The organism is Cohnella xylanilytica, from assembly GCF_014212175.1.
GTDB classification, from domain to species: domain Bacteria; phylum Bacillota; class Bacilli; order Paenibacillales; family Paenibacillaceae; genus Cohnella; species Cohnella xylanilytica.
In genome coordinates this window covers 38849-60018 of the sequence record NZ_JACJVR010000074.1, presented here as the reverse complement: position 1 = coordinate 60018, position 21170 = coordinate 38849, and the positions used below count along the sequence as shown (strand labels likewise).

General features: G+C 62.1%; 14 protein-coding genes. 8 read left to right on the top strand and 6 right to left on the bottom strand.

Annotation, left to right across the window (positions count from 1 at the left end):
• Positions 1 to 79: 79 nt before the first annotated feature.
• From H7B90_RS19310 to H7B90_RS19295, 4 genes are all read right to left on the bottom strand, one after another.
• Positions 80 to 1729, bottom strand: coding sequence for a glycoside hydrolase family 43 protein (locus tag H7B90_RS19310; RefSeq protein ID WP_185137528.1), 1650 nt, complete (start codon positions 1727 to 1729; stop codon positions 80 to 82).
• A gap of 55 nt (positions 1730 to 1784) precedes the next feature.
• Complete coding sequence (locus H7B90_RS19305) at positions 1785 to 2609, bottom strand: carbohydrate ABC transporter permease (protein ID WP_185137527.1); 825 nt, start codon at positions 2607 to 2609, stop codon at positions 1785 to 1787.
• A 13-nt stretch (positions 2610 to 2622) separates the two neighbouring features.
• Positions 2623 to 3513 (bottom strand): carbohydrate ABC transporter permease, encoded by an 891-nt coding sequence (locus H7B90_RS19300; protein WP_185137526.1) that lies wholly within the window; start codon positions 3511 to 3513, stop codon positions 2623 to 2625.
• 105 nt (positions 3514 to 3618) lie between these two features.
• Positions 3619 to 4956, bottom strand: a complete 1338-nt coding sequence (locus tag H7B90_RS19295; RefSeq protein ID WP_185137525.1) for an ABC transporter substrate-binding protein — start codon at positions 4954 to 4956, stop codon at positions 3619 to 3621.
• 190 nt (positions 4957 to 5146) lie between these two features.
• Here H7B90_RS19295 and H7B90_RS19290 point away from each other — a divergent pair, with 190 nt between their 5' ends.
• From H7B90_RS19290 to H7B90_RS19265, 6 genes are all read left to right on the top strand, one after another.
• The gene (locus H7B90_RS19290) at positions 5147 to 6982 is read left to right on the top strand and encodes a cache domain-containing sensor histidine kinase (protein WP_185137524.1); all 1836 of its coding nucleotides are present in this window, start codon (positions 5147 to 5149) and stop codon (positions 6980 to 6982) included.
• A complete protein-coding gene (locus H7B90_RS19285) occupies positions 6960 to 8561 on the top strand; it encodes a response regulator (protein ID WP_185137523.1) in 1602 nt (533 codons plus the stop codon). The genes H7B90_RS19290 and H7B90_RS19285 overlap by 23 nt, the downstream gene beginning before the upstream one ends.
• Before the next feature lie 20 nt (positions 8562 to 8581).
• A complete protein-coding gene (locus tag H7B90_RS19280) occupies positions 8582 to 10582 on the top strand; it encodes a beta-galactosidase (protein WP_185137522.1) in 2001 nt (666 codons plus the stop codon).
• 433 nt (positions 10583 to 11015) lie between these two features.
• Entirely contained in the window at positions 11016 to 12776 is a 1761-nt protein-coding gene (locus tag H7B90_RS19275) for an ABC transporter ATP-binding protein (RefSeq protein WP_260411119.1), read from the top strand.
• Positions 12754 to 14589: an ABC transporter ATP-binding protein gene (locus H7B90_RS19270; RefSeq protein WP_185137520.1), complete on the top strand. Its 1836-nt coding sequence runs from the start codon at positions 12754 to 12756 to the stop codon at positions 14587 to 14589. Before H7B90_RS19275 ends, H7B90_RS19270 begins: the two co-directional genes overlap by 23 nt.
• A gap of 25 nt (positions 14590 to 14614) precedes the next feature.
• Positions 14615 to 15598: a zinc-binding dehydrogenase gene (locus tag H7B90_RS19265; RefSeq protein ID WP_185137519.1), complete on the top strand. Its 984-nt coding sequence runs from the start codon at positions 14615 to 14617 to the stop codon at positions 15596 to 15598.
• Between the two features lie 173 nt (positions 15599 to 15771).
• Here H7B90_RS19265 and H7B90_RS19260 read toward each other — a convergent pair whose 3' ends face one another.
• A complete protein-coding gene (locus H7B90_RS19260; protein ID WP_246578803.1) occupies positions 15772 to 16638 on the bottom strand; it encodes an AraC family transcriptional regulator in 867 nt (288 codons plus the stop codon).
• Between the two features lie 155 nt (positions 16639 to 16793).
• Here H7B90_RS19260 and H7B90_RS19255 point away from each other — a divergent pair, with 155 nt between their 5' ends.
• Complete coding sequence (locus H7B90_RS19255; RefSeq protein WP_185137518.1) at positions 16794 to 18863, top strand: beta-galactosidase; 2070 nt, start codon at positions 16794 to 16796, stop codon at positions 18861 to 18863.
• A 7-nt stretch (positions 18864 to 18870) separates the two neighbouring features.
• Here H7B90_RS19255 and H7B90_RS19250 read toward each other — a convergent pair whose 3' ends face one another.
• Positions 18871 to 19746, bottom strand: a complete 876-nt coding sequence (locus tag H7B90_RS19250; RefSeq protein ID WP_185137517.1) for an AraC family transcriptional regulator — start codon at positions 19744 to 19746, stop codon at positions 18871 to 18873.
• A 165-nt stretch (positions 19747 to 19911) separates the two neighbouring features.
• Between H7B90_RS19250 and H7B90_RS19245 the strand changes: the two genes are divergently transcribed.
• On the top strand, positions 19912 to 21087 hold the full coding sequence (locus H7B90_RS19245) for a Gfo/Idh/MocA family protein (protein ID WP_185137516.1): 1176 nt from the start codon (positions 19912 to 19914) through the stop codon (positions 21085 to 21087).
• Positions 21088 to 21170: the final 83 nt, after the last annotated feature.

Sequence of the window (21170 nt, the reverse complement as noted above, 5' to 3'; positions counted from 1 at the left end):
CCTATACAGGAATGTTTAGAGCTCGCAGCCGACGATTCCGGGACCAGCCCCGTTCGGAATAGAGCCATACGCCGTTCCTTTACTCTTCGAGATCCAACTCCCGATACTCGAAATAATCGAAGTCCGCGCACTTCCGCTTCCGGTACGAATCCTGGCAGCAGACGCCGACGAACGCGCCGGTGAAGTGTCCGGACGTCGAATACTCGTCCGAGCACTTGCTGCCATCCAGCACCGGGCCGACCTGCGACCAGTCGACGCCGTCCGGGGAGGCGAAGAACGTCAGGCTCTCGCCGTCGACGACGGCCCGAAGATACACCCGTTCCCAGCCCCCGACGGGCAGCCGGGATTCCCGCAGCTCCACCTTCCGGCCGTTATCCGCGTACAGGATGCCGACGCACTTGCTCCCCAAGCTCTCGCTGTAATAGATGCGCAAGTAGTAGAACATATTCTGGTCGTAGAAAAGCGTCAACCCGGCCATCTCGTGGAAGTTGTCCGGCTCGAACTCCACGCACGTCTCGGCGACCGCGCGAACGGACTGAAGGCGGCGCGCCACGAGGCTTTGCTCGTGCAGCGAGAACAGGGACTCGCGTCCCCTTAAGCGCAGATACCCCGGCCGGGCGCCAAGCGAGGCCCACGACTCGTCCAGCGGCACGCGCAGCGAGTTGAGGTGGACGTTCCACTCGCCGCCGTCGAAGTCCTCGCGAACCGGCTCCCGCTCGAAGGGGAACGGCTCGATCGCCGGAGGCCGAACCGTCAGCTCCGCGCGCTGGCCTCCCGAAGCGAGCCGGATCCAGCCGTCCTCGGTCCATTCGCAGCGCTGGATCGCCGTCTCGCGGCCCAGCATGCTCCGGCCGTTGGACGCGAGAGGCCGAGCGCACAGATGAGCGATGTACCATTCGCCGGTGCGGGTCTCCACCAGCGAGCCGTGCCCGCTTTTCTGCAGAATCGAATCGGGGTTGTACTGGTACGGCTTCAGGTAATCGTCGACGCCCCGCCGGTTCAGGTTGATCTCCTTCGCCGAGGTGATGATCGGGTTGCGGGGATCGGACTCGTACGGTCCGAACAGGCTGCGGGAGCGGGCCATCGTGACGGCGTGTCCGAAGCCGGTGCCGCCTTCGGCCGCCATCATGTAGTAATAGCCGTCCCGCTTATAAAGATGAGGCGCCTCCAGGCAGCCCATGTCGGTCGCGCCCCGGAAGATGCTCCGCGGCGATCCGACGAGTTCTCCCGCCTGCGGATCGTATTCCTGGATGACGATAGAGCCGGGATGCTCGTAGCCGAGCCGGAAGTCCCACTCCAGATTGACGAGCCACTTGCGCCCGTCGTCGTCGTGGAACAGGGACGGATCGAAGCCGGAGCTGTTCAGGTAAGTCCGTTCCGACCAAGGGCCGTCGATCGACTCGGACGTGACGACGTAGTTGTCGAGATCGAAGCAGTTGCCGTTCGTGCTGCGCATGATCGTGTACACGAGGTAGAACAGCTTGTTCTTCTCGTCGTAGCTCAGGCACGGAGCCCAGACGCCGCCGGACGCCTCGATGCCGCGCAGGTCGAGCTGCGACTCCCGGTCGAGCGCGTAGCCGGCGACGCGCCAATGGACGAGATCCTTGGAATGGTGAATCTGGACGCCCGGGTACCATTCGAAGGTCGAGGTCGCGATGTAATAATCGTCTCCGACCCGCAGGATGGAAGGATCGGGGTTGAAGCCTCTCAGAATCGGATTGCGGATCAAGCGGCATGACTCCTCTCGTTCGGACGGATGCTATCGTTAAGGCGAAGGGGTGTCCTCACCCTTTGACCGCGCCGGCGGTAACGCCCTTCGTGATCTGCTCGTTGAACAGCGCGTAGATGACGATCGCCGGGATGGACGTCAGCACCATGACGGCGAACTGCGAGCCGTAGTCGGAGGAATACTGGCCGGCGAAGTTCATGACGGAGAACGGCAGCGTCTTCAGCGCGTCCTTGCTCAGGAACGTCGACGCCATGATGAATTCGTTCCAGCAGTTCAGGAACGTCGTGACGATGACGGTGACGAGCGCGGGCATGAGAAGCGGAGCGATGATCTGGAACACGATCCGGTAGATGCTGCAGCCGTCCATCAAGGCGGACTCTTCCATCGCCTTCGGGATGCCCTTCAGGAACCCGGTCAGCATGAAGGTGCCGAGCGGCACGGACACGGCCGTGTACGGCAGAATGAGGCCGAGATACGAGTTGGTCAGGCCGAGCTCCTTGAAGATGGCGAAGTTCGGCAGCAGCGTCGCGTGAATCGGAATCATGATGCCCAGCAGAATAATGGAGTAGAACAGCGGCCGCAGCTTCCACTGCATGCGGGTGAACGCGTACGCGAGCGTCAGCGACAGCACGACGGTCAAGACGATGGTGACCGCGGACACGAACAGGCTGTTGAAGAAATATTTCATAAATTTCCCATCCACCCACGCGTTCACGTAGTTCTGCCACTGGGGCGAGGAGGGCCACTTGAGAATGCTGTCGGAATAGAAATCGGCGCTCGTATTGAACGAGAAGTCGACCAGCCATACCAGCGGGAACAGCTGGAGGAAGGCGACGATCAGGAAGAAGATCCAGATACCCGTTTTGCCTTTGGTTCTCATGATGCCGCCCTCCTTAATACTCGGTCGCATCGCTGCGGATGAACCGGTTGCTCAGATAAGTCGCGATCAGACAGACGATGACGAACAGAATCGAGATGGCGTTGGCGTAGCCGTATTGGCTGGCCGAGAACGCCTTGTTGTACAGGTAGACGGCGAGGAATTGCGTGGAGTCGCCCGGACCGCCGTTGGTCGTCAGGAACACCGTCTCCATCTGCTTCAGCGCCGTGATCATGGCCAGCGTGACCTGCACCGCGATAACCGGCGACAGCAGCGGGACCGTAATGCGCAGGTGTAGCTTCAAGCCGGACGCGCCGTCGAGCGACGCGGCTTCGTACAGATCCTCCGGAATGCCCTTCACTCCGGCGTAGTAGAACAGAAGGCCCCAGCCGAAGCCGGCCCAGATCAGGATGAACAGCATGGAGCCGAGAGCCGTGCTGCTCTCGCCGAGCCAAGCGTGCTTGAGCATGTCCAGCCCGAGGACGTCCAGCACTTTGTTCAGCAGACCGAACGTCGGGTCGAGCAAGGACAGCCACATTTTCGAGATGACGACGACGGAGATGACGCAGGGTATGAAGAAAATCGTGCGAAACACCTTCTCCGCCTTGCCGCCGATGCGGTCGAGCAGAACCGCGAAGAAGATGCAGATCGGGTGCTGGATGACGATGAACCCGATCCCGAGCAGGACGGCGTTGCGCAGCGCGAGCCAGAACTTCGGATCGTGGAAGAGCAGGTTCGCGTAGTTCTCCCAGCCGACCATCGTCACCTTCGTTCCGGGGCCGACCGTCTCGGTGAACGAGTAGTACCCGCTCAGGACGATCGGGGCCAGGAACGTCAGCGCGAACAGCAGCATGCCCGGGAAGACGAACAGGAAGATCGCCGTTTTGTTTTGGAACACTCGATGCATGGTTATCCGCTCCATCCTCTAGAAAGGGATAAAGACAGGAGCGACCTGTCCTTATCCGTTCCTTCTATACTGTTATTTGCGACTGGTCGTACGGCTCGCGGCCCGTTATTGGGTATCCGCCGCGGCCTGGAGGTCCGCCAGCAGCTGCTCCGGCTTCGCGCTGCTCGAGAAGAACTTGCCGAACGCGTTCTGCGTGTCGTCCTTGTACTTCGGCGTGCCGTAGTCGATGAAGGAAGCGCCGGCCGTCGACGAGGCGTTGACCAGGATGTCCGTCAGCTTCTTCTGCACTTCGCTCTCCTTGCCGGTCAGCTCGTACTTCTGAGCCGGCACCGCCGCGCCCGTATCCCACGCCGTCTTGGCCCATTGGTTCGCGCTCATCAGGTAGTCGAAGAACTTCTTCGCTTCCTCCGGATGCTTCGAGCTGCTCACGAGCGCGTAGCCGCCGCCGTTCCAAGCGAGCAGGTCGTCGATCTTGCCCTTGCCGTCTTCGGCGATCGGGAATTGGACGACGCCCAGGTTCTGGCGGAATTCCTCCGGAAGGCTCTCGTTCGTCGCCATGCCGGCTTCCCAGGAGCCCATGTACCACATCGCCGCCTTGCCCTGCGTGAACAGGTTCTGGGAAGCGCCGTAGTCGGCCGTCATGAACGAATCCTGGAACATCTTCGCGTCGCGAACCTGCTGCAGGAATTGTGCGGCCTTCAGGAAGTTCTCGTCCTCCGTGAACTTCTTCTTCTTGTCGACGGCGTCGAGGATCAGGTTCTGGTCGCCGCTGTAGCGCTGGACGACGTTCTGGAACATCTCGCCGAAGCTCCACAGATCCTTGCCGTTGATGGACATCGGCGCGATGCCTTTGTCGCGGAACGCCTTGGCCGCGTCCAGCAGCTCGGCGAACGTCGTCGGCACCTTCACGCCGTTGTCTTCGAACAGCTTCTTGTTATAGTAGATCACTTCGTAGTCGCTGTTGCGGGGCAGGCCGTACAGCTTGCCGTCGAAGGTGAACGACTTGTAGACGCCCGGCAGGAAGTTGTATTGCTCGCCTTCGTATTGCTTCGGATCGAGCTCCTTCACGTAGCCGGCCTGAACGAGCGTGTTCAGCTCGGCGCCGCCGTGCACCATCGTGATGTCGATCGGCTCGTTGGAGGACATGTAGGCTTTGAGCTTGTTCTTGAACGGCTCCTCGGCCAGCGTCTCGACGTCGATCTTCACGTTCGGGTTTTCTTTAACGTAGTTGTCGATGACGGTCTGCTCGGCCAGGCCTTGGCCCGACTTGCGATCCGGCAGGTTGGAGAACAGTCTCAGCGTCACCTTGCCCTCTCCGCCGCCTCCGCCGCCGTTCGCGGCCGAGTTGCCGTCGTTCGATCCGCCGCAAGCGGACAGGGCGGCGACGGTCGCGATCGCCGCGGTGAGAAGAGTCGCTCTTGCCAATCGGGATTGCTTGGTCATATGGATATCCCCCTGATCTTCTGATCTTCGATTGCCTTGCTAGGTTCCTTCGCCATCATAGCAAGCCGGACCCGGAACGGGCAGTAGAGAAAAAGAGGGGAAGGTTCAAGATTGTCGAATCCTTGGCCGAATGCATTGTGATCGCGGCCGGGGAAGACTAGAATAACTACAAACGTCATCGCAAAGGCTCGTGATCGCCATCCTTCGCGCTTACCTGAACCTTAGTCTTAAGGTGAAAATCATCATTCTTTTCGCGCTGCTCATGACGATCTTCTCCGTCGCGTTCGGCTATTATGCGTTCCAGACGTCGCGCGCGCAGATCGTGAACAAGGTCAGCTCCACCAATCTCGGCGTCATGCGGGTGGTGGAGAACAATATGATCTCGATGCAGCGCTCCATGTCGGATTGGGTGACAGTGTTCACGATGGACCCGTTCATCCAGAAGACGCTGCGGCAGACCGAGCGCCCGGCGGAGCCGATCGATCCGCTGCTCTATTCCGGCTCGACCAGCTCGCTCATGAACCAGATGCTGCTGACCGGCAACTTCGACTACGTCGCGCTGTACGGCAAGACGGGCCAGCCGATCTTCCAGATGGCGACCGACGACAGCAGCGGGCCGAGCCCGATGGAGAGCATCGCGCGGAGCCCGATCTACGAGCGGACGGCGGAGCTGCGCGGCGCTCCGTACTGGTTCCCGCTGACGCAGGACAACAACGTGTTCATCCAGAACAACCGGAAGGACAAGATCGGCATGACCCGCGTCGTCAAGGACATGAACAACGGCGGCGTGATCGGCTTTATTTTCGTAGGGGTCAACCTCGACACGATCAAGGACCGGTATCTGAAGAACCTGTACGACAAAGATTACGGAATCGTCATTCTCGACTCCGCAGGCGCTCCCTTGCTTCAAGCAGGCAAGCTCTTCTACGACCAGGAAGCGGGCGGCTGGACGGACTTCCGCGCCGAGGCGTCCGGCTCGAAGGTCATCGGCGTCGGAGGGGAGAAGCTGCTGCTGACCTACAGCAAGGGAGACAACGGCTGGGAGTACCTGTACGCGGTCCCGGTCGGCATGCTGACGAAGGAATTGAATTCGATCAAGCTGTTCGTCATTCTCGCCATCTCGATCTGGCTGCTCATGAGCATCCCGGTCATGCTGCTGCTCACCTCGTTCCTGACCGCGCCGATCAAGAACCTGCTGCTCTCGATGCGCCGCTTCCAGAACGGCCAGTTCGACGAGAAGGTGGAGATCAAGTACGGGGACGAGATCGGGTACCTGAGCCAGGGCTACAACAACATGGTGGCCAACATCAAGAAGCTGGTCGACGACGTCTACGTCCTGCGGCTGAGGGAGCAGGAGGCGGAGCTGAAGGCGCTCCAGGCGCAGATCAATCCCCACTTCCTGTACAACATGCTCGACACGATTTTCTGGGAGGCCGAGGAGGCGGGGCAGGACCGGATCAGCGAGATGATCGTCAACCTGTCGCGCCTGTTCCGCCTGAGCCTGAACCGGGGCAAGAGCTTCACGAGCGTCGCCAAGGAGAGGGAGCTGCTCGAGCTGTACTTGTCGCTGCAGAAGATGCGGTTCCGGGACATCCTCGACTATCGGATCGACATTCCGCGCGAGCTCGACGATTACGTCATGCTGAAGCTGATCCTGCAGCCGTTCGTCGAGAACGCCATCGTCCACGGAATCGAGCGCAAGCGCGGCGGCGGCCGGATGAGCATCTCGGGGCGCAAAGAGGAGGGCGATCTCGTCTTCGTCATCGAAGACGACGGAACCGGGATGAGCCCGGAGGAGCTCGCCCGGCTGACGGAGCCGCCTCCCGAGAGCGACGTCCACTTGGCCCGGGAGACGGGCGGCTACGCGATCCGCAACGTGAACGAGCGGCTGCGGCATTATTACAAGGACGCTTACCGGCTGGTCTACGCCAGCGAGCCGGACAAGGGGACCCGCGTGGAGATCCGCATTCCGGCGGTTCTCGAGGGAGAGGAGGGAGACGAGCATGTACAAGCTGCTGATCGTTGACGACGAGGAGCGCGCGCGGACGGGGATCCGCAAGCTGATCGACTGGGCCGCGCACGGCATCGAGATCGTCGGCGAAGCCCGCGACGGCGCGGAGGCGCTGGAGCTCATGGCGGCGAATCCGGCCAACATTGTGCTCACGGACATCCGGATGCCCGTCATGGACGGCATCGAGCTCATCGAGCGGGTCGCGGAGGCGTATCCGGCCGCCCGCTGCGTCATCATGAGCGGGCACGACGAGTTCGCGTACGCCCAGCGGGCGATGGCGGCCGGCGCCGGCCATTACCTCCTCAAGCCGAGCCGTAGGCAGGAGATTCTCGATCTGGTGCTGAAGCTGACGGAGGAGATCGGGGAGGAGAAGGCGGAGGAGAAGCGGCTGGAGGAGCTGAGGAACGGCTTCCGCGAGAGCTTCCCCTTCCTGAAGGAGAGCGCGCTCAGCCGCCTCGCGCTGACGGAGCGCCCGCCTTACGAGCGCCTCCTCTCGAACCTGAAGCTGAACGGGATCGCGTTCCCGCATCCGTTCTTCGGGGCGCTGGTCGTGCAGATCGACAACTTCCACGCCGTCCAGCAGAAGTACGGCAACGTCGATATCGAGCTGTTCAAGTACGCGTTGAAAAACATCTCGGAAGAGACGTTCGCCCCGCTATGCAGGTGCGCCGCCTTCGAATATAACGACGATCTGGTCCTTATTCTGAACGCGGAGGAATGGCTGGACGCCAAGGAGATCGCTCCGTACGCCCGCGAGATTCAGACCAATGCGGAGCGGTACTTGAAGTTCACCGTGTCCGTCGGCATCGGCAGCCTGGACAAGGGGATCGAGCATCTGCGGGCGTCCCGTCTGGAGGCGGCGAAGGCGCTGAACGCCCGGTTCTTCGCCGGCAGCGGGAAGATCGCCGACTACCTGGAGGCCGCCGAAGAGGAGGAGGACTTCTCGCAGACCTCGTACCCGCTGGCCGACGAGAAGGCGGTGCTTGCGGCGGTGGCCGCGGGCGAGGAGGACGCGATCCAAGGCGGCCTGAAGGCGTTCCTCGCGGCGCTGAAGCCGGAGAGCTCCTCCAAGGACAGCGTCGTCAATTCGGTCATCGCCCTCTACTTCGCGCTGTACCGGCTCTGCGTCGAGAGGAACGTCAACGTCCAGGAGGTGTTCGGCAGCCAGCTCGCGGAGATTACCCGGATGCTGGCCCGTTCCAGCCTGGACCATATCGTCTCTTCGCTGACCGACGCGGCGCTGCGGATCGGCGAGCACCTGAACGCCAAGAAGAACGGCAACAAGCTGTTCGACGCCGTTCTCGCCTACGTGCGGGACAACTTCCGCAAGGACATCAACCGGGAGTCGGTCGCCCGCGAGGTGTTCGTCACGCCGGGTTACATCAGCTATCTGTTCAAGCAGCAGATGCAGACGAGCTTCATCGACTATCTGCACCGGATTCGCATCGAGCACGCGTCCCGCCTGCTGGAGGACCCCAGCCTGCGAATCTCCGACATCGCGCACGACGCCGGCTATCAAGATGAGAAATACTTTTTCCAAGTGTTCAAGAAGTATATGGGCATGACTCCGAATCAGTATCGGAACAACTTGTAATCGCGGGGAGATGGACGAAGATGGACGAATTGCTCTATGGGGTGGCGTATTACGACGAATACATGCCTTGCGAGAGGCTGGACGAAGACATTCGGATGATGAAGGAAGCCGGCATCAACCTGGTGCGCATCGCGGAATCGACGTGGAGCACCCACGAGCCGCAGAACGGCGTGTTCGACTTCTCCAGCGTGGACCGGGTGCTGGACGCCATGCACGAGGCGGGAATCCGCGTCATCGTCGGCACGCCGACGTACGCGGTGCCGACCTGGATGGTCAAGGAGCATCCCGACGTGCTGGCGGAGACGCCGGACGGACCCGGCCGGTACGGGGCGCGGCAGATTATGGACATCGCGAATCCGACGTACCTGTTCTACGCGGAGCGAATCATTCGCAAGCTGATCTCGCGCGTCTGCGATCATCCCGCCGTCATCGGCTACCAGGTCGACAACGAGACGAAGCATTACCGGACGAGCGGGCCGAACGTGCAGCTCCGGTTCGTCAAATACGTCCGGGAGAAGTTCGGCACGGTAGAGCGCTTGAACGAAGCGTTCGGGCTCGCTTATTGGAGCAACCGGATCAACAGCTGGGAGGACTTCCCGTCCGTCGTCGGCACGATCAACGGCAGCCTGGGCGCCGAGTTCGCGAAGTTCCAGCGGCGGCTCGTCACCGAATTCCTCGCGTGGCAGACGTCCATCGTCAACGAGTACAAGCGGCCGGGCCAGTTCGTGACGCACAACTTCGACTTCGAGTGGAGAGGCTATTCGTTCGGCGTGCAGCCCGACGTCGACCACTTCGAAGCGGCCAAGGCGCTCGATATCGCGGGCGTCGACATTTACCACCCGTCCCAGGACGAGCTGACCGGCAAGGAGATCTCGTTCGGCGGCGACTCGACTCGTTCGCTTAAGGGGACGAACTACTTCGTGCTCGAGACGCAGGCGCAGGCGTTCCCGAATTGGACGCCGTACCCCGGGCAGCTGCGGCTGCAGGCGTTCAGCCACTTGGCCTCCGGCGCGGACATGGTCGAGTATTGGCATTGGCACTCGATCCACAACTCGTTCGAGACGTATTGGAAGGGGCTGCTCAGCCACGATCTGGGCCCCAATCCGACGTACGACGAGGCCAAGACGATCGGCCGCGACTTCGCCCGGCTGTCTCCGAAGCTGGTGCATCTGAAGAAAAGGAACCGCGCCGCCATCCTCGTCAGCAACGAGGCGCTGACGGCGCTCGATTGGTTCCCTCTTCCCGGAGGGAACGTGCGGTACAACGACGTCGTCCGGCTCATGTACGACCGGCTGTACGAGATGAATGTCGGCGTCGACGTGCTTCACCCCGGCTCGGACTCGTTCGAGTCGTACGATCTTATCGCGGTGCCGGCGCTGTACGCCGCTTCGGACGAGCTGCTCGCGAGGCTGAACCGATTCGTCGAGAACGGCGGCCATGTCGTCTACACGTTCAAGAGCGGCTTCGCCGACGAGAACGTCCAGGTTCGCGCCGGCGCGCAGCCCGGTCTGATCGGGGAAGCGTGCGGCGTACGCTACAACCAGTTCGTCGAGCCGAAGTCGGTGACGCTGAAGGGCGATCCGTTCGGCGTCGGGGAAGAGCAGAGTGGCGTAAGCGTCTGGATGGAGCTGCTGACGCCGGCGACCGCGGACGTGCTCGCCTGGTACGACCATCCGCACTGGGGCGCTTACGCGGCCATCACCGAGAACCGGTACGGCAAGGGCACGGCGACCTACGTCGGCTGCCTGCCGAACGCGGCCGTGATGGGCAAGGTGCTCGAGCGGGCCGTCAAAGCCGCCGGCCTGTGGGGCGCAGACCAGGAACTGAGCTTCCCGCTCATCGTCAAGTCGGGGACGAACGAAGCGGGCAAGACGATCCGCTATTACTTCAACTATTCGGACGAGCCGCGTGCCTTCGCCTACCCGCACGGGGACGGCACGGAGCTGCTGTCGGACCGGGCGGTCCGCTCCGGCGAGCGGATCGAGCTGGACCGCTGGGGCGTGGCGATCGTCGAGGCGTAAAGCAGTCTGAATGAAAACCGAGCGAAAGCAGGAATCTCTTCTGCTGTCCTCGGTTTTTTTGTAGGAACGATGTTTCCATGTCTCCGCATTCCAAGAAGTTTGTTAGCGATATGGTGTTTCGTCGTATTTTTCGCAGCCATAACGGTTCATGCGTGCAAGATCGGAAGTTCGCGCCATTTGCGAAATGATGGAGCTAGCGGTAAGGTAAATGGAGGAAACTCGGAGCGAAGGAGGGAGAGACGGGAGCCTGTTCGGGAGCCTGATAAGGGAAGCGGATGATTGGAAGCGCTTCATGAAGGCTCGGCAGGGCTTGACAGGAGAAGAGGCGTTGTATACATTTGTATACAAAAAGAATGTTGTATACGGATGTATACATACTCTTGAACGAGGAATTCGAGCACCCGCTTTAAGCGGAATGGAGGTGCACCGCGATTTGAAGTCGACCGGCATTCTGCGACCCTACTTCGCCCGGACCTGGCGCATCTATCTCTGTTCGATCGCGCTGCATGCCGCCGCCAGCATCGTTTACGCCTTCTTCCCGAGAGTGCTGGGCGTTTTCACGGACCGGCTGCAGGCGGAAGATCTGGCTCGGCCGGATGTCGCGCGGTACAGCCTGATTCTGCTGGCGATCGGCGCGGCTTACGCTCTCTTCGGGGGATACGGCCAATATCTCGTCATGTACGTCGGCCGATTGTTCGATTCGATGACCCGCCGGCGGCTGTTCGCGCACTTCTCGGAGCTGAGCGAGCATTATTATTCGAAGAACGGCGTGGGCAAGATGCTGAGCTACTTCATGAACGACGTGACCGGCGTCCGGGAATCGCTCTCCATGGGAATCAACCAGCTGTCGATGGCGTCCCTGCTGTTGCTGTCCTGTCTGGGCGCGATGGTTCTAAGCGGCATTCCGCTCTATCTCGTCGCCGCTACCTTGGGGCCGTTGGCGCTTATCCCGTGGATCGTGACGCGAATCGGTCCGGTCGTTCGGGCGCGGTCCCGTCAGGTGCAGGAAGCGCTGGGCACGATGACGGAGTCGGCCGAAGAACAGTTCGGCGGCATCCGGGTGACGAAGAAGTTCGCGGTCGAGCGGATCATGATGGAGCGGTTCGGCGCCGACGTCGACCGGATCCGCGACAATCAGCTCTCCCTGGTGAAGATCTCCTCGCTGTTCCAGGCGCTTATTCCTTTTCTCGGATCGATGTCCTTGATCGTCGCTCTCGCGTTCGGAGGATACCTGACCGTTACGGACGAGATCACGTTAGGCGACTTCGTCGCGCTGACCCTGTACGTCCGGATGCTGATGAACCCGCTGCAGCAGATCGGCAACGTCATCAACGCCTTGCAGCGATCGCGGGCTTCCTTGCAGCGGCTCAACGAATTGATCGCCGTGCGGCCCGACATCGCCGAGGCGGACGGCGCCGTGCCGGTCGATCTGGAGCGGAGCGAAGTGCGTATCCAAGGGTTGACCTTCTCGTATCCGGGAGCGACCCGGCCTTCGCTTAGCGGAATCGACCTGGTTCTCGAGCCGGGGATGACGCTGGGCATCGTCGGGCGCACGGGTAGCGGCAAGACGACGCTGGTCAAGCTGCTGCTTCGAACCTACGAAGCGCCGGCGGGAACGATTCGGATCGGCGGCACGGATATTCGCGAGGCGAAGCTGGACAGCTTGCGGGGCCAGATCGCTTATGTCCCGCAGGACGGATTCCTGTTCAGCTCGACGATCGGCGAGAACATCGCCTTCGCCCGTCGGGAAGCCGGGCAGGACGAGATCGAGACGGCCGCGAAGCAGGCGCGGATTTACGACAACATCGTCCGGTTCCCGGATCGCTTCGAGACGAAGCTGGGCGAGAGGGGCGTGACCTTGTCCGGAGGGCAGCGCCAGCGAACGAGCCTCGCTCGCGGCCTGATCAAGAAGGCGCCGCTTCTGATCCTGGACGACAGCGTCAGCGCGGTCGACGCGGTGACCGAGACCGAGATCGTGAAGTCGATCCGGGAAGAGCGCCGGGGCAAGACGACCGTGATCATCGCCCATCGAATCAGCGCGTTGAAGCACGCGGACTTGATCGTCGTCCTGGACGACGGGAGAATCGTGCAGCGCGGGAAGCACGAGGAGCTGCTCGCGGAGCCGGGACCGTATGCCGAGCTCCATGCGATTCAAGAGGAGGGAAGCCGGCATGCCGCAGATCGTTGGCAATAGGTTGACGGGGCCGAAGACGGACCTGGGCGAGAAGGGGAACCCCGAATACCGGTCCGCCTTCCGGATTCTCGGCCGCTACGCGGGACCGCATCGGTTCACCTTCGCCCTGGTCGCGGTCTGTACGATAATCGCCGTGGCGTCCGACCTGTTCCAGCCGTACCTGGTCAAGGTCGCCATCGACGATCATCTGATGGGCGGCCGGGCGGAATTCGGAAGTGTTCTGGCGATCTGCCTCGTCTACTTCGGGCTGTCGGCATCGGAATTATCGTTTACTTATCTTCAGAACAACCTGCTGCAGCGTGCCGGGCAGAGCATCGTGGCCCGGATCCGCAAGCAATTGTTCGAGCATATTACGAAGCTGTCCATGTCTTACTTCGACAAGACGCCCAGCGGCAGTCTCATCACCCACGTATCGAGCGACACCGAGGCCGTCAGCCAGTTTTTCAACCAGGTGCTCCTTACGCTGCTGCGCGACGGGCTTACGCTGATCTTCATCCTCGCGATGATGTTCCGGCTCGACGCGACGCTCGGGGCGTATTGCCTCATTCTGCTCCCGATCATCGCGTGCATCTCGATCTCGTTCCGTTCCTACATGCGCCGGACGTATCAACTGGCGAGAACGCGCTTGTCCCGCCTCGTGGCGTTCGTCGCCGAGAATCTGTCGGGCATGAACCTGATCCAGGCGTTCCAACAGCAGCAGGCGCAGGGCGAGCGGTTCGAGGAACGCAACGAAGCGTACTTCCGCGCCAACGTTCGCGAGATCCGCACGAATGTGCTGTTCAACCGGTCGTTCGACCTGCTCAGCAACCTCACCATCGCGTTCGTCACGTGGATCGGAGGCAAGGCGGTGCTCGGCCACGCTCTCGAATTCGGCGTCCTGTACGCGTTCATCGCGTATATCCGCCAATTTTTCCAGCCGATCAACGCCATTACGCAGCAGTGGAACACGCTCCAGTCGGCTACGGTCGGCTTGAACCGGATCTGGGGAGTGCTCGACACCCGGCCGGAGATCGCGGACCGTCCGCAGCCTCTGACTATCGACAGGGAGTCGATCCAAGGACGCATCGACTTCAACCGGATCGAGTTCGGGTATGGGAGCGGCTCGCCCGTTTTTCGCGGTCTCGATCTTCATATTCGTCCGGGCGAGAGGCTCGGGGTCGTCGGAACGACCGGCGCGGGCAAAAGCTCGCTGATGAGCCTGCTGTGCCGATTCTACGACGTTCAGGGGGGCAGCGTTCTCATCGACGGCCACGATATCCGGGATCTCCCGCAGGCCGAGCTGCACCGCATCGTCGGGCTCGTCCAGCAGGAGCCTTATCTGTATGCGGGCAGCATTATCGATAACGTGCGGATGTTCGATACGGCCATCTCCCGCGAGGAGGTCGTGCGGGCGTGCGAGAGGGTGGGCGCCGATCCGCTCGTGAGGCGGATGAAGGACGGCTACGACACGAGGCTGTCCGAGCGCGGCAGCGGGTTGTCGGCGGGAGAGAGGCAGCTTCTGTCCTTCGCCCGCATCCTGGTCTATAAGCCGAAGATTCTGATTCTCGACGAAGCGACCGCCAATCTGGATTCCCGCACGGAGCAACTGATCCAGGAGGCGCTTCGGGTCGCGTCCGAAGGCCGCACGACGATCGTCATCGCGCATCGGCTGTCGACGATCATGGACGCCGACCGCATCATCGTCCTTCGTCACGGGGAGATCGTCGAGGCGGGGACGCATTCGGAGCTCTTGGCGAAGAGAGGTTATTACGAAGAGCTGTATCGGCATTCGCAAGGCAAGGCGAACCATCTGGCCAGCGGGCTTCCAATCTAAATCGAAGAAGAGGGGTATCGAGAAAATGAAAGCGATCGTACTTGACCGTCCGGGAACTCCGGACGCTATGCGCCTGGCCGAGCTGCCGCGGCCCGAACCCGGACCGGGCGAGATTCGGATCCGGGTTCGCGCCGCGTCGCTGAATCCGGCGGATTACAAGGTGGCGGCGGGCGGCCATCCGAATTGGACGTATCCGGTCGTCCCCGGCCTCGACGTCGCCGGGGTCGTCGATGCGGTCGGCGAAGGCGTCGCCCGCTGGCGAGCCGGCGACCGCGTCGTCTATCACGGCGATCTCGCGAATCCGGGCGCGTTCGCGGAATACGCGATCGCGAAGGCCCGCATGGCCGCCGCGATTCCGGAAGGCTTGTCCTTCGAAGCCGCCGCGGCGTTCCCGTGCGCGGGATTAACGGCTTATCAGGCGCTCGTTCGCAAAATGAGGTTCGAGGAAGGGCAGACGATCCTCGTCCATGCGGGAGCGGGGGGCGTCGGGGGCTATGCGATCCAGCTCGCCCGCGCGCTCGGCGCTTCGCGGATTCTAACGAGCGCCTCGCCCGGCCATTCCGACTACGTGCGCGGCCTGGGCGCGGACGTCGCGATCGACTATAACACCGAAGACGTGCCGGCTCGCGTCCTGGAGCTGACGAACGGCCGGGGGGCGGACTGCATCCTGAATACCGTCAATCGAGCGACGGCGCAGGCCGACCTGTCGGCGCTTGCCTTCGGCGGCCAACTCGTCTGCATCGCGGGGGCGCCGGAGACGGTCGCGGATTTCCAGCCGAGCTGGAAGTCGTTCACGCTTCACAAGCTGATGCTGGGCGGCGCCCACTCCTCAGGGGACCGCGCCGCCGAGGAAGACGTGGCGCGCATGGCCGACGAATTCATGGGACTTATGCTGGAGGGCAAGATCGACCCGATGATCGGCGAGATCATCGGGCTCGAAGAGATTCCCGCCGCGCTGACCCGGCTGGCTCGGCGTCATGTCCGAGGCAAGATCGTCGCGACGCTCTGACGACAAGACGCCCCCTGCGCTGCTGCAGGGGGCGTCTTGTCTGCGACGTCTTAGCCGCTTATATCCTTGCGCGGCCCGGGCCTGGCGCTGCGGCTTCATCGCTTCCAGCTCCCGCGCCTTCTCCTGCATGCGGGCGAAGAGCCGCCCGAGGCGGCGCGGGCCGCGCCCGTCCCTCACGATCGCGCGGCAAGGCCTTCCTTCGCGTGCTGCTTGGGCGTACGGCCGTACGTTCGCTTGAACATGCGGATGAAGTACGTGACGTCCATCCCGAGCTGCCGGGCGACCTCCCCGACCGGGATGCCGGGGTTCTCCGCGAACAGCTGGATCGCGCGGCGCATGCGCAGCTGCAGCAAATATTGCTGCGGCGGCATGCCGTAATGGCGGACGAACAGCCGGTTGAAGTGCTGGATCGAGTATCCCGCCGCGCGGGCGATGTTCGGAACGAGCAGCCGCTCGTGGAAGTGGGTGTGCATCAGGCGGACGGCGGTGCGCAGCGCCGGATTGCCGGCGTCCCCGGCCGGAGCCGCGGGAGCCGCGCGCATCGGCCGCTTGCTGTCCGCACGGCCCTCCAGCACCGCCAGCGCAAGGCCGTACATCCGGCGCGACGCTTCCCAATAGGCGCCCTCGCCGCCCAAGCCGACGAGCTGCCACAAGCCTTCCAGCTGGCGCCACAATTCGCCGAAGTTGTCCGCCGAGAAGGCCCGAAGGACGAACGGGCGCATGGTCTCCAAGACAGCGGGAGCGGCTTGGCCGTCGAAGGCCGCGAAGCCGAGCTCCCAGCCCTCCCGCGGATGGGAAGGGCTGTAGAAATGGGGCGTTCCGGCGGGGAGGATCAACGCCATGCCCGCCCCGAGCGTCTGGTCCTCGTGACCGGGCAAGCGGAAGATCCCGGCTCCGCTTCGGCACAAAAAAAGTTGATGGGCCGGGTACCCCTTCGGCCGGTCCAGCCGCTTCTGCTCGTGGCTGCCCACGCAGCAGACGTAGAGCGGCAGCTTCTCCTCGACATTCGCGAACTCGGCCAGAACGAAGGGCATCGTCATGGGTGCGACCTCCATATTCGAATCGTACGATTATTTGGTGGATTCGTTCTATTAGTATAAGCGATTGTTCCTTATGATCAAAGGGAATGAGCGAATCCGACGAATCGTAACGAGCCGAATCGTCGCCGACAATCGACCCCAAAGGAGAATCCCCCATGACCAAGAAGTTCCCGCCGATCAGCGCCAAGCTCCCCGTCTTCATGCACGGAGCCGACTACAATCCGGACCAGTGGCTGCACGATCCGAAGGTGATCGAGGAGGACATCCGCCTCATGAAGCTGGCCGGCTGCAACGTCATGTCCGTCGGCATCTTCGCTTGGGCGGCGCTGGAGCCGGAGGAAGGCCGCTTCGAGTTCGGCTGGCTGGACCGCATCCTGGATACGTTCGCGGAGAACGGAATCTACGCCTGGCTGGCGACTCCGAGCGGCGCCCGTCCGGCGTGGATGTCGCAGAAGTACCCGGAGGTGCTGCGCGTCGGGGCGAACCGGGTTCGCAACCTGCACGGCGCCCGGCACAATCACTGCTACACGTCCCCGGTCTACCGCGAGAAGGTCGCGATCCTGAACGCCAAGCTGGGCGAGCGCTACGGCAGCCATCCGGCGGTCGTCGGCTGGCACATCTCCAACGAATACGGAGGCGAGTGCCATTGCGACTACTGCCAGGAAGCGTTCCGCGGCTGGCTGAAGGCGAAGTACGGTTCGCTCGACGCGCTGAACCGGGCATGGTGGACGGCGTTCTGGAGCCACACGTACACCGATTGGGCGCAGGTGGAATCGCCGGCGCCGCACGGCGAGACGGCGGTCCACGGCCATAACCTCGATTGGCGCCGGTTCGTCACCGATCAGACGATCGACTTCTACCGCCACGAGATCGAACCGCTGAAGAAGGTCAGCCCGGAGCTTCCCTGCACGACGAACTTCATGGACCTGTTCTACGATCTCGACTACCGCCGATTCGCCGAAGCGGTCGACGTCGTCTCGTGGGACGCTTACCCGACCTGGCACTCGGCCGAGTCCGACGCCGACGTCGCCGCCTGGTTCTCGTTCAACCACGACCTGTTCCGCTCGCTCAAGAAGAAGCCGTTCATGCTGATGGAGAGCACGCCCAGCCTGACGAACTGGCAGCCGGTCAGCAAGCTGAAGCGCCCCGGCATGCACCGCCTCTCTTCGCTGCAGGCGGTCGCGCACGGCTCCGACACCGTCCAGTATTTCCAGTGGCGCAAGAGCCGCGGCTCCAGCGAGAAGTTCCACGGCGCGGTCGTCGACCACGTCGGCCACGAGCATACGCGGGTGTTCCGCGACGTCGCGGAGCTCGGCGCCGCGCTGGCGAATCTTAGCGATCTGATCGGCACGACCGTGCCGGCGGAGGCCGCGATCCTCTTCGATTGGGACAACCGCTGGGCCGTGAACGACGCGCAAGGCCCCCGCAACAAGGGCATCGGCTACGAGCAGACGGTCGTCCGGCATTACCGGGCGCTGTGGGAGCTCGGGGTGCCGACCGACATCGTCGGCTCGAACGACGAATTCGGCGGCTACAAGCTGCTCGTCGTGCCGATGGCTTATCTGATGCGGGAAGAGACGGGCGCCAAAATCGAGAGATTCGTACGGGACGGCGGCACCGCGGTCGTCACGTATTGGTCGGGGGTCGTGGACGAGAACGACCTGTGCCATCTGGGAGGCTTCCCGGGGCCGCTCCGTACGACGGTCGGCGTCTGGGCCGAAGAGATCGAAGGGCTCCACGATCACGACAAGAACGCGCTCGCGATGCAAGAAGGCAATCCTCTCGGCTTCGGCGGCACCTATGAAGTTCGCGAGATTTGCGAGCTGATTCATACCGAGACGGCCGAGGCGATCGCCTTCTACGGAGACGACTTCTACGCGGGACGCCCGGCCCTGACGGTGAACCGGCTCGGTTCGGGACGCGCGTACTATCTGGCAGCGCGGGTCAGCGATCCCGCCTTCTACGATTCGTTCTACGCAGCTGTCGTCCGGGAATCGAACGCGCGCCGCGCCCTCGATGCCGCTCTTCCCGCCGGCGTGACCGCCCAGCTGCGAACCGACGGAGTCTGCGACTACGTGTTCCTGCTTAACTTCTCGGGAGCGCCTGCCCGAGTGGAGTTAGACGGTTCCAGCGCCGCCTCTTACTCCGACGCGGAGACGGGCGAATCGCTCGCGGGGACCCTGGAGCTGCCGGCGAACGCCTCCCGGATTCTGAAGCGAGCCTAGGCTTCTTCTAATGTGCGGTCCACCTTTTGCGATACTGGTGAGGGGTAATCCTCATGCGCGATTTGAATAATTTGCAGAAATAAGAGGCATTCGTCAAGCCGATCTCTTCCGCGATGAACGAGATCGGCTTGTTCGTCGTCGCCAGCAGCAGAACGGATTGACGGATCCGGCGGGCGGCGATGTAATCGGAGACACTCACCCCGGTAGCTTCCTTGAACAGGTGGGACAAATGGTAGGGCGATAAATGAAGGGACTTGGCCATCTCGTCCAGCCGGTACGGAGCCGTATAGTGGGCTTCGATCCAGCTCAGAATTTTCTCCACCTGATGGTATCGGCGACGGGGCCGATAAGCGGCGGCATGATTCTGCACCCTCTCCCATTCCCGCTTCAGGGAGCGGAACAGGACGACCAGGAACAGAGAGATCTCTTCCTGCTTCTCCGTCTCGGACAGCGTCGGCAGCCGTTCGTCCATGCTTCCGAACAGGGCGTCCAGAATGCCTGGACCGTCGACTTCGTAGAGGCAAGGGAAGGGAAGCTCCCCATTCGCGATAAATTGGTAGAAGGCGTGAAGAGCGGGCCACTTCTCCATATAAGCCTCGAACATCGTCGGTTCGAAGACGGCGAGCGAACGCTCGAAGATTTGGCCGCCGGTGTAGTCGAGCTTCAGATGGTGGAGCTGATAAGGTTGGAAAAAACAGAGCATTCCCGGCCGGATATCATAGCTCCGGTTGCCGACGATCATGGTGCCTCGGCCTTGATGGATATACAGAACCTCCACGCCGAGGTGGGAATGGAAGGTCTCCCTATGCTCGTAGTTGGCGCTCTTGCGCCTGTAAGCGAAATACAACGGCGAAACGCTGTAATTGGTCGCGGCGAATGGCAAGAGGTTCCCCCCCCCTTCCTATCCAGGTTCCGTTCCTCCTCAATATAGCCAACCGCCGGCGGGCAGACAAGGCCAAAACCCGCAATCCAGCGTTATTTTCTCCCCCATGGCGGAGCACAATTGCCGTTCCCTCTCGGCTATCCTCCTTGTAGGAGGCGATTATCCATGTTGACAGTAGCGATCATAGGCACGGGGGCGATCTCGTCCAGCCATATCGAAGGGTATCTGCGATTCAAGGATCGCTGTCGGATCGCGGCCTTATGCGATCTGTATCCCGAGAAGGCGCAAGCGAAGAAGGAGCAGTACGGGCTGGACGCCAAGGTCGTGACGGATTACAAGGAGCTGCTCCGGGACGGCATCGATCTCGTGTCCGTGTGCATGCCGCCGTATTATCATGCTCCGGTTACGGTCGATTGTCTGAACGCGGGAAGCCATGTTCTCGTCGAGAAGCCGATGGCCGCATCCCTGCAGGAATGCGACGAGATGATCGAAGCCGCCCGCAGGAACGGGAAGGTCTTGTCCGTCGTCGCCCAGAACCGGTTCCGCAACCCGATCATGAAGCTGAAGAACGTTCTGGACAGCGGAATGGCCGGCAAGATTCTTCACGCCCAGGCGGATTCCTTCTGGTGGCGGGGGCACTCTTATTACGACTTGTGGTGGCGCGGCACTTGGGAGAAGGAAGGCGGCGGCTGCACGCTGAACCATGCGGTCCATCACGTCGACGCCCTGCTCTGGATGCGGGGCCGTCCCAGCCACGTTCATGCCTTCATGAGCAACGTCGCCCACGACAACGCGGAGGTCGAGGACTTGTCCATCGCCATGCTCCGATACCCGGACGGAGGCTTGGGCCAATTGACGAGCTCGGTCGTTCATCACGGCGAAGAGCAGCAGTTTATTTTCCAAGGACAGCGGGCCCGTCTCTCGGCTCCCTGGCGGGTGACGGCGTCGGAATCGCTGCCGAACGGATTCCCCCGGCGGAACGAAGAGCTGGAACGCGAGATTCAACGATACTGCGACGAGTTGCCCGATCTTCCCTACGAAGGCCATACGGGGCAAATCGACAACGTGCTGAACGCCATCGAGACGGGAGCGCCGCTCTTGATCGACGGGGTTAGCGGGCGAAGCACGCTGGAATTGATCATGGGCATTTATAAATCGGCCAGCACGGGAGAGACCGTCGAGCTTCCTCTCTCGAAGGACGACCCCTTCTATACGGTAGAGGGCGTCCGGCGGAGCGTTCCCCGATTCTATGAGAAAAGCGGCCATGTCGACAACTTCGCCGACTCGAGCATCACGACGGGAAGCGACTACGAAGAGAAGAAGAGCGGAACGGAGGCGTAGGGAGAACCATCGGCAGACGGAAGAAGCGGCCGGCAGAGCGATCTGCCGGCCTTTTCGCATTTTCGGACCCCCCCCGATTCTTT

Bases quoted from the DNA above. Each gene is read 5' to 3' on its own strand.
- H7B90_RS19260 (WP_246578803.1), bottom strand. From the start codon at position 16,638: ATGACGATGCCCTTCGTTCTGGCCGAGTTCGCGAATGTCGAGGAGAAG.
- H7B90_RS19285 (WP_185137523.1), top strand. From the start codon at position 6,960: ATGTACAAGCTGCTGATCGTTGACGACGAGGAGCGCGCGCGGACGGGG.
- H7B90_RS19305 (WP_185137527.1), bottom strand. From the start codon at position 2,609: ATGAGAACCAAAGGCAAAACGGGTATCTGGATCTTCTTCCTGATCGTC.
- H7B90_RS19255 (WP_185137518.1), top strand. From the start codon at position 16,794: ATGACCAAGAAGTTCCCGCCGATCAGCGCCAAGCTCCCCGTCTTCATG.
- H7B90_RS19265 (WP_185137519.1), top strand. From the start codon at position 14,615: ATGAAAGCGATCGTACTTGACCGTCCGGGAACTCCGGACGCTATGCGC.
- H7B90_RS19270 (WP_185137520.1), top strand. From the start codon at position 12,754: ATGCCGCAGATCGTTGGCAATAGGTTGACGGGGCCGAAGACGGACCTG.
- H7B90_RS19245 (WP_185137516.1), top strand. From the start codon at position 19,912: ATGTTGACAGTAGCGATCATAGGCACGGGGGCGATCTCGTCCAGCCAT.
- H7B90_RS19280 (WP_185137522.1), top strand. From the start codon at position 8,582: ATGGACGAATTGCTCTATGGGGTGGCGTATTACGACGAATACATGCCT.
- H7B90_RS19295 (WP_185137525.1), bottom strand. From the start codon at position 4,956: ATGACCAAGCAATCCCGATTGGCAAGAGCGACTCTTCTCACCGCGGCG.
- H7B90_RS19300 (WP_185137526.1), bottom strand. From the start codon at position 3,513: ATGCATCGAGTGTTCCAAAACAAAACGGCGATCTTCCTGTTCGTCTTC.